We start from the raw sequence: 12,260 nt of genomic DNA on the forward strand, positions 1-12,260 counted from the left end.
CGGGGAACGTCAGCGGTAGTACAGGATGGTGACGACCACCACGATGACGATCAGCAGAATCGCGGTGACACCCGCGATCATCCAGCCGACCGGGAACGAACTGCTCTCGGGCGCAGAGTATGTCGGCTGCTGCACCGGGCCGGACGAATAATTCGTCGACTGATTGGCATAGGCCGGGCCGCTGGACGGATTCTGGTACACCGGGGCCGGATTCTGATAGGCGGGCGCCTGATTCTGATACGCCGGACCGGAGTTCTGCACGGGATTCTGGTACGCCGGACCCGATACCGGATTCTGGTACGCCGGTCCGGAGAGCGGCCCCACCTGCGGGCGCGGGGTGGCCGGAGTCGGAATCACCGGTTGCGGACGGGCCGGGGTCGGCTGCCTGGGCGCGACGACAATCGGCTGCGGATGCGCCGGGGTCGGCGGGCGCGGGGGCACGACCGGGCGCAGGGCCTGCTCGACGGCGGCGGCGAATTCGGCGCAGGAGCGGTAGCGGTCCTGCGGGCGCTTGGACAGGGCCCGCGCGAGCACCGGGTCGATGGTCCGGGGTAGCTCCGTGCGCAGTGGGCTCGCCGGGGGCGGCGGCAGCTGCAGATGGCCGCGAATCACCGCGGCCGGGCTGGTGCCCTCGAACGGCACCACGCCGGTGAGCAATTGGAACAGCGTGCAGGCCAGCGCGTACTGATCGGAGCGGCCGTCGATGACCGAGCCGGTCAGCTGTTCGGGGGAGGCGTAGGCCAGGGTCGCGGTCACCGTGCCGGTCTGGGTCAGATGGCCGGTATCGTCCCGCAGCCGGGCAATGCCGAAATCGGTGAGGTAGACCCGCTCTCCGCCCCCTGCCTTGCTCGAGGACCGGGCCAGCAGGATATTCGCCGGCTTCACATCCCGGTGCAGCACGCCGCGCCCGTGCGCGTAATCGAGAGCCTTGGCGGTCTCGGAAATGATCTGCGCGGCGCGCAGCGGCGGCAGCGTGCCCGCCTTGACGGTGGAGGCGTTCACACCGTCCACGAACTGCATGGAGATCCACAGCTGCTCGTCCTCGGTGCCGCGGTCGTAGACCGTGACGATATTCGGATGATCGAGCTGCGCCACCAGATCCGCCTCCCGGATGAACCGGGCGCGGATCTCGGTATCGCTGAACATCTCCTGATTCAGCAGCTTCAGCGCGGTCTTGCGCGGCAGGCGGGGATGCCGGGCCAGATACACCGACCCCATACCGCCGCGGCCGAGCTCGCGTTCGACGACGAACCCCGCGAATACATCACCGGTGCGCACAGTACGGCCCCCGTTCCACGAGTCAGATCCGCAGGTAGCTTAGCTGGGTTTGTTTTGCCTCCGCTCCGCTCCGGCGGGTTCGCGGCCCTGCTACCCGGTTCTTCCGTCTTCCGCTCCACAGACAAACAGGCGAGGCCCGGCGAATTGCCGAGCCTCACCTGTTTCTTCGCACCAGACAGGTTGTCGTTCGGGATGCGGTCTGCGGATGGCATGGTGCTCGGCCGGGCCACTGGAGGCCCAACTGGATCGGCCGATACGGGGTGTCCGGATTCGATCAATGCCCCGGTGTCTGGTGGGCCAAGATCGCCAAGGCGGTCTCACTCTGAGTCCGGTGTTGGCGCGACAGCGCGCGCCACGCGGAATGTTCGGGTACGAGTTGGGTGGCCAGCATGGAGATTCGACGCCGGTCGGAGCCCGTGAAGTCTGCGCGTTCCGCGAACGGATCCTCGATGCACGCCAGCAGTGCGGCGGCGTCGTAAAGGTGCCGGTCCCGATCTCGGGAATCCGTCGTGTAAGCCGCTGTCTTGAGAATCACGGCACCGAATGGGCGCGGCACGGAGATCTCTGCGACTACCCCCGCTTCTATCTCGATGCGTGCGTTGATGGTTCGGCGCAGCGCTTGGGTGCCACCTTCGATGCGGACCATTTCACGGCCGCGGAGTCGTTCGACAACCCTGGGTGCCGGATGATCGGAGATCAAGACATCGACGTGATCCTCGGTCGGGACGCCAGCGACGAGGTCGACCTTTGTCGTTCCGCGAACGAAACGGTGCGCTGTGTTGTTGCGTGGGTCGATAGACGGCTGTAGTCGATACCCGAGGCTTTCGAGGGCGGTCGCCGCGGCGGCCGGAATTCCACGCTGGGTCTCGATGTGCAGCACTATATCCACGTCGTTAGTCGGGCGAACGACGCCGATTCCGTAGTGGATTGTGTGCAGCTGGGTCATGAGCCCGCCGACCAGAGTCCAGTTGTCACGCGGTAGTGCGGTGGCCAGTTCGGCAACATTGGGCCACGGTGTGGCCAGCCGCCGGGTAAGGAAACGATGTCGATCGTCGGTCGCTGTGGTTGATCGCTCATCGGTATGCCTCCAGCATCTCAGCGAGAGCGCGCTGTCCAACCCCCCGAATGCGGGGATCGAGTACGGTCGCGGCGTCGAGCGCCGCGACGACGGCGCTTGTGGAAACGATCTGGCGGACTTGGTCGAAGTCGAAGCCGGTAACACGCAGGGTGATGGCACCGGAGGACGTGGTGCGGAGACCGAGAGTCCGAATCGCGTTGTCGAGATCTGATGCGGCGATGTAGCCGTCGATCTGGCTTTCTTCGCTGTCGACGACGCCGAGGGCATTCATATTGGGGCGCAGGACGATTGCACGAAGCCGGGGCAACGCGGCACGGTGAGCCGCGAATGTTTGCACGTGCGCACGGTCGCGGACCCGCGAAACCAGGTCACCCGGGTCTGCTAGTTCCCGGAGCGTACGTCGGATACGCGAGGTCTGGGTAGGGCCGAGCCAGTCAGCCTCTTCGCCGGCGAGGACTGCGATCGCCCCCCATGCCGTATGCTCCGCCCACGAGCGAGTTCGACCTTGGCGCTGCGAACTCAGGTAGCGATCCACCGAGTCTCGCTCGAGCACTCCGCGGGCGACTTGGGTCAGGCTTCCAGAATTCACGAGGCGACGGACATGCCGAATTGAAATACCTAGCAGTGCCGCCGCTACTTCGAGGCTGACGAAGTCACTTTCGGTCATGACAGATAATGTCCCATTTTGGACCTAATCTGTAAAGTGCATCGGCATCGTCGACACGAAATGCAATCCGCAGCCCACCGCGCGGATCGTCATATCCTGCTCGTCCACCGGTACCGCCTGGTAGACGAGGTTTCCGGCAGCCCGGTCACACAGCACAGTTGCCGCACGGTCAATGCCCGGTCCGGGCTCAGGATCGACAGTGCACCAAGGGCTTTCGCTTCTGGTCCGGTGAATACCATCGGCTACCAACGCATTGCCCGCGTCCTGGACCTAGATGACCAGGCCACGCTCACCGGAGATGGGCAACGCGTTGATGGAGTCCGCCCGGAGGGAACTGAATTCGGTCGAACGTACAGACGGCAAACGGACTTATATAACCTCATTGGAGAAGCTGGTCGAACTTCTTGCCAAGGAATAACCGGTGGTTCGGTGGGAAACAACTGTCGCACTGTCCATTTCGGTTCACGCCTCGGGAGTTGCCAACCGGTTGGTGTAGCTGATGAGCCGCAGTCCGGAATTGGCAGGTCGCGAACTTTGGGGATTTCGATCTGACGGTCTACGGCTTGCCCGCGTTGAGGTTGGCCCAGGCTTGGACGTCGCCGCGGTCGAGGGCTACGGCCAGTAGGTCGGGGAAGCGGTCGGGGGTGCAGGCGAAGGCGGGGACGCCGAGGGCGGTGAGGGCGGCGGCGTTGTCGTGATCGTAGGCGGGGGCGCCCTCGTCGGAGAGGGCCAGTAGGACTACCACCTGGACGCCGGACTCCTTCATAGTGCGAATGCGGCGGAGCATTTCGGCGCGGACGCCGCCCTCGTAGAGGTCGGAGATCAGGACGAAGAGGCTGGCCTCGGGGCGGGTGATGAGCGATTGCGAATAGGCGATGGCGCGATTGATATCGGTGCCGCCGCCGAGCTGGGTGCCGAACAGGACGTCCACCGGATCGGCCAGCTTGTCGGTGAGATCCACGACGGCGGTGTCGAACACCACGAGTGAGGTTTTCAGCGAGCGCATGGAGGCCAGCACCGCGCCGAATACCGAGGCGTAGACCACGCTCGAGGCCATGGATCCGGATTGGTCGATGGCCAGCACCACATCGCGGCGCACCGCCTGCGCCTTGCGGCCGTAGCCGACCAGGCGTTCCGGGACCACTGTGCGGTGTTCGGGCAGATAGTTGGCCAGATTCTTGCGAATGGTGCGGTCCCAGTCGATATCCCGCAGCTTGGGCCGCGATACCCGGGCCGCCCGATTCAGCGCGCCGCCGACCGCCGCAATGGTCTGCGCGGCCAGCCGCCGCTCGATCTCCCGCACCACCTTCCCCACCACCATGCGCGCGGTGGCCTTGGTGGTCTCGGGCATCACCCGATTCAGGCTCAGCAGGGTGCCGACCAGATGCACATCCGGCTCCACCGCCTCCAAAAGCTCGGGCTCCAAAAGCAATTCGGTCAGATTCAGCCGGTCCACCGCATCCCGCTGCATCACCTCCACCACGGTCGAGGGGAAATACCGCCGTATATCACCCAGCCACCGCGCCACCTGCGGCGCGGAACCCCCGAGCCCGCCACTGCGCCGCCCGCTCGCCACACCCCGGGCATCAGTGTCATAGAGCGCCCCCAGCGCCCGATCCATGGCCACATCCTCGGCCCCGCCGAGCCCGCCCAGCCCGGCTTCGGCAGCACCTCCCAGCACCAATCGCCAACGCCGCGACTGTGCTTCGTTCGAATTCTGCGGGGCATTGACCTCGCTCATGCCATTCCTCCCAAATCTCGCGACCTGTATCCGCCCTCGGCCGACCCGCACAGCGGCTGACTCATCTCCGGCGGCCCCACCCGGTCATCCCGGCGTGCTTGTGGCCGGGATCCAGGGTTACTCAATTGATTCCGGTGGATTCCCACCAAAAGCACGCGGGAATGACGAGGGTGGCCGTGGCCGTGGTGGTTCCTGCTCTGTGGCTGGATCATCGGGCTAATCCGAGGATTTCGGCTGCGGCCGTAAGGGCGAGTTCGCCTCGGGCGGTGTCGTATTCGGTGGTGATGGTGCTCGATATTGTGGGTGCGCCGTGGCGGACGGCGTGGCCGATGGCTTGGCGTTCGCCGGTGTCGAAGGCGCCGAAGGTGCGGCGGAGGAGGGGGAGGGTGGCTGTGAATTGGTCTTCGTCGAGGTCGCAGAGCCAGGTGTCGATGAGGCTCAGCATGTTTCGGTCGTGGACGAGCAGGAGGCCACGGCCGCCCAGGAAGCCGTCGATCCAGGCCGCCTTGTCGATTGCGCTGTGGCCCACCGAGAGTGCGGCCGATAGTCGGCGGGCCGATTCGGCGGCGTCGATGAGTTCGGCGTCACAGAGCAGCCGGACCGCGCGGCCCACCAGGGCGCCGTTGACATCGTCGCGATCGGCGATGGCGCGCAGGGCGGAAAGCCAAGTGCTGGTGGCCCATTCGCTGTCACGCGCGGAGAGCGTCAGGTGCACCGCATCGATGAGGGCGCGCAGTTCGCCGGCGGCATCACCGTCGAGCCCGGTGACGGCACTGGGGAGACCGGCGCACACGCGCACCAGCAGGCCGTCGGCCACCCGGGTCAGGGCGTCGGTATCGGTGCCGCGCACATCGCCGTAGCGCAGGGTGCGCAGCAGGCCCGGCAGTGCCGCCAGCAGACGCGTGACGTCATGGTCCAGTGCCGCAACCGATTCCAGCCGGATGATCAGGCCCTCGGTGGCCCCGCCGAGATCGGCCAGCAGCGCCGACTCCAGCGCCGCCGAGACCGTGCCCACGGTGGCATCCGGTGCGGCCACCGCATCGAGGATCTTGGCCTCGGAGGCAATGCGCAGGGTGGTGCCCCAGCGCGCCGCCTCCACCACCGCGATGGCCAGCTCCGGCCGCCACCGCAGGGTCCAGGTCTCCCGGAACGTGCCGGTATTGCGCACCTGGCTGTCGGTGAGCCGGCCCCAGCCGATGCCGAGCAGCCGGAGCCGGTGCAGCAGCCGGGATTTCGCCATCCCGTTCTCGGTGCGCAGGTCCAGATCCACCGTGCGCTCGAGGGCCTGCTGCTTCAGGCGCAGGGTCTTCGCCTGGGCGCGTAGATCGGCCTCCAGCGGTACCGTCGGCGTACCGTCCGGCACCGCCCCCAGCGCCTCGCCGACCACCATTTCGGTGCTGACCAGCCGCAGCAGGGTCTCGTCACCGTCGCACAGCACCGCCCGCGTCGCCTCGGTCACCTCGGACAGGCCCGCGAGCGGACGCCCGCGCAGGGTCGCGAGAGCCTCTGCCAGCCGCACCGATTCGATGATGTGCGCACTCGACACCGGCAGATCGTGCCGGCGCAGCATGCCCGCCACCCTGGTGAGCCAGCGCGCGATCGGCTGCTCGGTCTGGGTGAACAGGTGGTGGTACCAGCCCGGCGAGGTAATGCCCGCGCCGTATCCGGAGGCCGTCGACAGGCGCGAATGCGTCCACGGCACCCAGGTCAGCGTCGCCTTGCCCTTGGGCAGCCCCTTCAGGATCCGCGCATCCGCGACGGCCGGGCCGAGCTTGCCGGACAGCGCCGGACCGTGCCAGGCGCCGCAGACGATGGCGAGCCGCTGTGCGCCGTCCTTCAGCACCTTTCGCATGACCTGCCGCATATGCGCCTCCCGGCACAGCGTGTGCTCGTCGATCTCGGCGGTTTCGCGCAGGGCCGTCATGGCCTCGTTCACCGCATCGAAAATATCGGCGTCCGAGGAGGATTCGACAATCGCATCCCACCAGCGCTCGGCATCGTCGTAACCGCCGGCCTCGGCGAGATCCGACAGTGGATCGCTGCGATCACCGGGCTCGTCGTCGAGAGCGAGCGTCATGGCGGCGGGCAGGTCGAAAAAGCCCACGGACACGTCGTTTTCGGAGCCGTATCGCATGGCCTGCCACTCCGGCGAGAACACCGCGAAGGGCCACAGCGCGGCCTTGGCGGGCTCATCCGGCTGGTAGCCGAGCAGGGCGACCGGAGGTTCCATACCCTCGGCGGCGATATAACCGAGCAGCGGATCGGCATCCGCCGGTCCTTCGATGAGAATGGCGTCGGGAGAGAACTTTTCGAGGGCCAGGCGCAGGGAACGCGCCGAACCGGGGCCGTGGTGGCGAATGCCGAAGATCCGGGTCTCCGCCGTCACAGTGGTGGACACGGTGGTCATCAGCTCACCTCGCGGCAGGCCCGGTAGAAGTCGGCCCAGTCGGGACGCTGGCGCACCACGGCTTCCAGGTATTCGGTCCACACCACGGCATCGGCGACCGGATCCTTGATGATCGCGCCCAGCACCGCACCCGCGATATCGGAAGGCCGGAGCACACCGTCACCGAAATGTGCGGCCAGGGCCAGACCATTGGTGATCACCGAGATCGCCTCGGCCGTGGAGAGCGTGCCGGACGGCGACTTCAGCTTGGTGCGGCCGTCCGCGGTCATACCCGAGCGCAATTCGCGGAAGACCCGCACCACGCGCCGCACCTCTTCGGCGGCGGCGGGCACGGCGGGCAATTCCAGTGCGACACCGAGCTGTTCGACCCGGCGGGTGACGATGGAGACCTCCTCGTCCTCATCGGCGGGCAGCGGCAGGATCACGGTATTGAAGCGCCGCCGCAGCGCGGACGAGAGTTCGTTGACGCCGCGGTCGCGGTCGTTGGCGGTGGCGATCACATTGAAACCCTTGGCCGCCTGCACTTCCGTACCCAGCTCCGGGACGGGCAGCGTCTTCTCCGAGAGCACGGTGATGAGCGCATCCTGCACATCCGAGGGAATGCGGGTGAGCTCCTCCAGCCGGGCGATGGAACCGGCGCGCATGGCGGTCATGATCGGAGAGGGCACCAGTGCGGCCTCGCTCGGACCCTCGGCCAGCAGGCGCGCGTAGTTCCAGCCGTAGCGGATGGCCTCCTCCGCGGTGCCGGAGGTGCCCTGCACCAGCAGCGTCGACCTGCCGGAGACGGCGGCCGCAAGATGTTCGGACACCCAGGTTTTCGCGGTACCGGGCACACCGAGCAGCAGCAGCGCCCGATCGGTGGCAAGGGTGGCGACCGCGACCTCCATGAGGCGGCGCGGGCCCACATATTTGGGGCTGATCACGGTGCCGTCGGACAGGGTGCCACCCAGCAGATAGGTGACCACCGCCCAGGGCGACAGCTGCCAGGAGGGCGGGCGCGGGCGATCATCGGTTTTCGCCAGTGCGGCCAGTTCATCGGCGAAAGCCTGTTCGGCGTGCGGGCGCAGCAGGGCGTCCTGCTCCTGAATCGTGCTCACATCAGCTCCTCGAGCATTGTCTTACGGTGAATGAGGTCGTGGGCGAGTTGGTCGAAGGCCTGCTCCCAGTAGGGATCTCCGCATTTGCGGGCGATACCGGTCACCATGTCGGCGGCGGTCACCGGGAAGTGCGAGGAGGCGGCGCGGAACAGGGTGCGGTAGGAACCCGGGACCAGGCTGGGCGCGCCCGGGCGGTCGGCGCACAGTTGCGCGCGGTCCAGCAGCAGGCGCAGCACATGTTCGGCCAGCGGGCCGGGCCAGGGCGCCGGCATGGCGCGCAGCAGGGATTCGATTTCGGCGAGCCAGCTGCTGTCCAGCCGGCGCAGATGCCGGATCTGATCGTCGAGCGGTTGCAGGGCGAAGAGTTCGCGCAGCTTCTCGCTGTCGGACTCGCCCGCCTCCTGTGCGGCGAAGGCCGCGAACAACGCCTGCGCCCAGGTCGAATCCCGCTGTGCCAGTGCGGCATCCGACCAGCCCGCGAACATGGCGCCGCGCATGGTCTCGGTCATGGCCGTGCGCACCGCCTGTTCGGGCGGGCCGAGGACCCGCTCCCAGTGCCGCAGCGGGGTGGCGGCCACCACGCGGTGCAGCCATTCGGCGGCCAGATCGGGTGCGCCGTCGGCGCGATGGGCGGTGGCGGAATAGGCGGTGTAGCCGAAGGCATCTCCGATGCCGTCGCGGCGGGCGGCATCGTCGAGTACACCCGGACCGGTGGTGGTGAGTTCCGGTCGCCGCAGCCGCTTACCGAAGGTCAACCAGGCGCCTGCGCGCTCGGCCATGCGCTGCGCGAAGGCCGAATCGGGCAGTCGGCCCAGCAGATCCGCCGCCGTGCGGCGCACCTCGGCCCGGCGATCGTCCAGCGCGGATTCGAGCAGCGCCTCATCCGCGAGCGAGAGTCCATCGGCGAGCACCGCCAGCAGCTCCGATTTGCCGGGCCCGGATTCCGTGCCCCACGAACCGGTGAGCGCCGCCAGGGCGGCCCCCGGATCGCGACGGCGCAACTGCACCAGCCACATTCGCCGTTCCGCGGTGCGGCCGTGCGACCACACCGTCTCATCCTCCACCGCAGCCCGCACCAGTGTGCGCCAACCCGGGTGCTGGGCGGCCAGCCAGCGTCCCCGCGCACCGGCCAGTCGCAGCAGCGGTTCCCGATGCGCCGCAAGCCCTTTCGCACGCTCGAGCAGCACGCTCGCCAGCGCGTCCGGAGCCCGGAAGTCCCGTTCCCCGGCCGCCGCGAGCCACTCGTCCAGGAACGGCGAACTATCGGCGAGCAGTTCCGCCAGCCGCGCCGCGGCGGCCACCGGCAACCGCGAGCGCTCATCGTCCGCCGCGACTCCGGGCAACTCCACCGACCCGGCGCCGACCCCACCACGTGCGAAACAATCCTGCAGCGCAACGGTTTCGAGCAGATCGGCCGCCGGATCACCCGCCAGTCGCGCGGCCGCCGCGGCCACCGGCGCGGCCAGCCCGGCCCGATCCACCGCCCGCCGAGCCGTCCCGACCAGTGCGGCCGACACCACTCCCGTGCTCCCCGCATCGGACCGCGTCCCCCCGCCCGGCACACCGTATGTGGTCCCCTCCGCCACACCGATGTCCACCACATCCCCGTCCAGCAGCGCCGCAACCGGCACCAGCCCGTCCGCAGTCCACTCCCCGACCACAGTCACCGGATGCCCACCCGACAACCCCAACAGCCGCCACGGCTCCCCGTCCGCAACCGCAATCGGCACCGCCGTCGAATCGGCTTCCGCCAGATACCACCCACTTTCGTCCCGTACCGGTACCACCTCCGCCAACACCACCGGCCAAGCCCGCAAAAACGGATCCGCCCCCACTGCCCGCGCCTGCTCTTGCAGCGCAGCGGCAATTCCGCCCGGCCGCCCGGCCGCTGCCGGCGCTGGATTGTGCACTGCCGGTGCAGCTTCCGGCTGGAGAGTGGCCGCGCGCGCGACCGCAGCCCCGGCGGTCGCGAGACCGACCTCCTGCGGTTCGGCGGCCCTTCCATCGGCATTCGCAGTGCCCGCGCTGAGGGGCGTCGTCGTGCGGGCGTCGATCGGTGAGGCGTCAGCTCGTCCGCCTGCCCGCGTTTTTGCTGTGCCGAGTTCCGCAGTGGCGCTGTGATTCCCGGTGCGGACGGGAAACGGGATTGTGGTGAAGGGTTCGGGGTGGGCGTGGCGGGGGCCCCAGAGGGCGCGGAGGGGGGTGGAGGCGGGGTAGTAGCGGATGTCGGCGTCGACTTGGAAGCCGGGGAGGGGGGTGTCCTGGGGGAAGCTGGGGCTGCCGTAGTGGTGGTCTACGAGCAGGGCCCAGCGGGCGGAGGTGCGGCCGCGCAACCAGACTCGGCGGGTGTAGAGGCCGTCTTCGGAGGTGGTGCGCTGGCCTACGACCATCCAGTAGTCGCGGACAGCTGGTTCGGCGCGGACAGCTTCCACCGGGGTGGGGTAGCCGATGTGGGTGCGGACGCTGGCTTGCAGTGCGGGGGAGAGGGTTTCGAGGCGGCGGTGCGCGGTGGCGAGCAGGTGCAGGCGGGCGTATTCACGCAGCAGGAGCTGGGGCCATTCGGAGCGGGCCGCAGCACGGGGCAGCTGGCGCAGCGTGGTGGCCACACCGGGCGCCTGGGCATCGACCATGCGGGCCGCCACGGTTTCGAAGGCGGTCAGCGAGCGATCGGCCTGGGCCAGGCCGGTGCGCACCTGATCGGTCAGCCAGGTATCGAGATCGGCGAGACCGGCGGTGACACGGGCCTGGCGCTGATCGGCCGTGGCGGATTTCCCGGAGTGCGGCGAATTCGATTCGGGTGCGGACTTCTTCGCTTCCCGAGCGGCGCGACCGGCCAGCCATTCGCCCGCGAAATCGGCAATGATGTCGGTAGCGGCGATTTCGCCCGCAGACCAGGAAAGCAATAGCGACAATGCGTGTTTGCACGGGAATTTACGACTCGGGCACGAGCATTTGTATGCGGGCCCTGAAGTATCGATGACGGTCTGATACGGGCGGCTGCCACTGCCCTGGCACAGTCCCCACAGGGCGGTGTCGTGCTGCCCGCCACCGCTCCACTTGCCGCGCAGCTTGCGTGCGGCGGTGAGCGATGCGGCATCCGGAGCCAGCGCCGCGATCTGCTCGGCGGTCCAGGCGGTGGTCATCAATGCCCCCTTCGTTCGTTCCCCCTATTTCTATCGCAGGGCACCGACAAGTACGAGAGGACGCGATTTGCCGGGACGTGGCTGTTCCCAAATGCGAAAAACCCGGCAGCACTGTGGAATTCGCTGTATGGATACTGAATTCGGCCCGGGTGAATGGCTGCCCGCCGATGCCCGCGCACGATCACGGTAGGGTGCCGGGTATGTCCCGTGTGGCGATCGAATACTGCACTCAGTGCCGCTGGCTGCTGCGCGCGAGCTGGATGGCTCAGGAGTTGCTGACCACCTTCGCGACCGACCTGTCCGAGGTGGCGCTGATCCCCGGCGAGGGTGGCGTCTTCCGTATCACCGTGGACGGCGAGCAGATCTGGGATCGCAAGGCGGACGGCGGTTTTCCCGAAATCCCCGTGCTCAAGCAGCGCGTGCGGGACCGGGTCGCCCCCGATCGCTCGCTGGGCCACTCGGACAAGAGTTCGGAGCAGGCGCAGCCGCAGCCCGAATCGACCGACTAGTTCAGCCGGTCCGAATCGGTGCGAATCAGCAGCAGCCCCCGCCGCCACAGCAACCGCCGCCACCCGACGGCACGGCCGGTGCGCTCGGCGCGCCACCGCCCCCACCGCGGCTCACGGTTCCGAACGTGGTCAGCAATTTGACGGTGTCCGCGTGCCCCTGCGGGCAGTCGGCCGGATCCGACGCCTGCGCCATCGGGCGGGACATCTCGAAGGTATCGCCGCAACTGCGGCAACGGTACGCATAGCTCGGCACCGGCCCAGGGTAGACCACCCGCCCCGGACCTGCGACGCCGCGCATGATCACGGGTACCGCCGCCTGTATCGCCGCACCCAGTACCCT

Annotated in this window: 9 protein-coding genes; 1 reads left to right on the forward strand and 8 read right to left on the reverse strand. The window is 68.1% G+C overall.

The features are described 5' to 3' along the window. Positions 1-9 precede the first annotated feature (9 nt). From OG716_RS37480 to OG716_RS37510, 7 genes are all read right to left on the reverse strand, one after another. Positions 10-1,278, reverse strand: coding sequence for a protein kinase domain-containing protein (locus tag OG716_RS37480; RefSeq protein ID WP_405134978.1), 1,269 nt, complete (start codon positions 1,276-1,278; stop codon positions 10-12). Between the two features lie 274 nt (positions 1,279-1,552). Then, positions 1,553-2,224, reverse strand: coding sequence for a hypothetical protein (locus OG716_RS37485; protein WP_405134979.1), 672 nt, complete (start codon positions 2,222-2,224; stop codon positions 1,553-1,555). A 127-nt stretch (positions 2,225-2,351) separates the two neighbouring features. Beyond that, positions 2,352-3,023 (reverse strand): helix-turn-helix domain-containing protein, encoded by a 672-nt coding sequence (locus OG716_RS37490; protein ID WP_405134980.1) that lies wholly within the window; start codon positions 3,021-3,023, stop codon positions 2,352-2,354. Between the two features lie 556 nt (positions 3,024-3,579). Continuing rightward, a complete protein-coding gene (locus OG716_RS37495; RefSeq protein ID WP_405134981.1) occupies positions 3,580-4,764 on the reverse strand; it encodes a VWA domain-containing protein in 1,185 nt (394 codons plus the stop codon). A 208-nt stretch (positions 4,765-4,972) separates the two neighbouring features. Beyond that, the gene (locus OG716_RS37500) at positions 4,973-7,171 is read right to left on the reverse strand and encodes a DUF5682 family protein (protein WP_405134982.1); all 2,199 of its coding nucleotides are present in this window, start codon (positions 7,169-7,171) and stop codon (positions 4,973-4,975) included. Further along, entirely contained in the window at positions 7,171-8,268 is a 1,098-nt protein-coding gene (locus OG716_RS37505) for an AAA family ATPase (RefSeq protein ID WP_405134983.1), read from the reverse strand. Before OG716_RS37505 ends, OG716_RS37500 begins: the two co-directional genes overlap by 1 nt. Continuing rightward, entirely contained in the window at positions 8,265-11,411 is a 3,147-nt protein-coding gene (locus OG716_RS37510) for an SWIM zinc finger family protein (RefSeq protein ID WP_405134984.1), read from the reverse strand. The genes OG716_RS37505 and OG716_RS37510 overlap by 4 nt, the downstream gene beginning before the upstream one ends. A gap of 200 nt (positions 11,412-11,611) precedes the next feature. On the opposite strand from OG716_RS37510, the gene OG716_RS37515 reads away from it, so the two are divergent. Then, positions 11,612-11,920 (forward strand): SelT/SelW/SelH family protein, encoded by a 309-nt coding sequence (locus OG716_RS37515; RefSeq protein ID WP_405134985.1) that lies wholly within the window; start codon positions 11,612-11,614, stop codon positions 11,918-11,920. Between the two features lie 25 nt (positions 11,921-11,945). On the opposite strand, the gene OG716_RS37520 is transcribed toward OG716_RS37515, so the two are convergent. Continuing rightward, on the reverse strand, positions 11,946-12,173 hold the full coding sequence (locus OG716_RS37520) for a zinc ribbon domain-containing protein (protein ID WP_405134986.1): 228 nt from the start codon (positions 12,171-12,173) through the stop codon (positions 11,946-11,948). Positions 12,174-12,260: the final 87 nt, after the last annotated feature.

Source organism: Nocardia sp. NBC_01388 (assembly GCF_045040085.1).
Lineage (GTDB): Bacteria > Actinomycetota > Actinomycetes > Mycobacteriales > Mycobacteriaceae > Nocardia.

What these genes read in the sequence shown, in the direction of transcription:
- OG716_RS37485 (WP_405134979.1), bottom strand. Translation starts at nt 2,224, where the DNA reads ATGACCCAGCTGCACACAATCCACTACGGAATCGGCGTCGTTCGCCCG.
- OG716_RS37490 (WP_405134980.1), bottom strand. Translation starts at nt 3,023, where the DNA reads ATGACCGAAAGTGACTTCGTCAGCCTCGAAGTAGCGGCGGCACTGCTA.
- OG716_RS37495 (WP_405134981.1), bottom strand. Translation starts at nt 4,764, where the DNA reads ATGAGCGAGGTCAATGCCCCGCAGAATTCGAACGAAGCACAGTCGCGG.
- OG716_RS37500 (WP_405134982.1), bottom strand. Translation starts at nt 7,171, where the DNA reads ATGACCACCGTGTCCACCACTGTGACGGCGGAGACCCGGATCTTCGGC.
- OG716_RS37510 (WP_405134984.1), bottom strand. Translation starts at nt 11,411, where the DNA reads ATGACCACCGCCTGGACCGCCGAGCAGATCGCGGCGCTGGCTCCGGAT.
- OG716_RS37515 (WP_405134985.1), top strand. Translation starts at nt 11,612, where the DNA reads ATGTCCCGTGTGGCGATCGAATACTGCACTCAGTGCCGCTGGCTGCTG.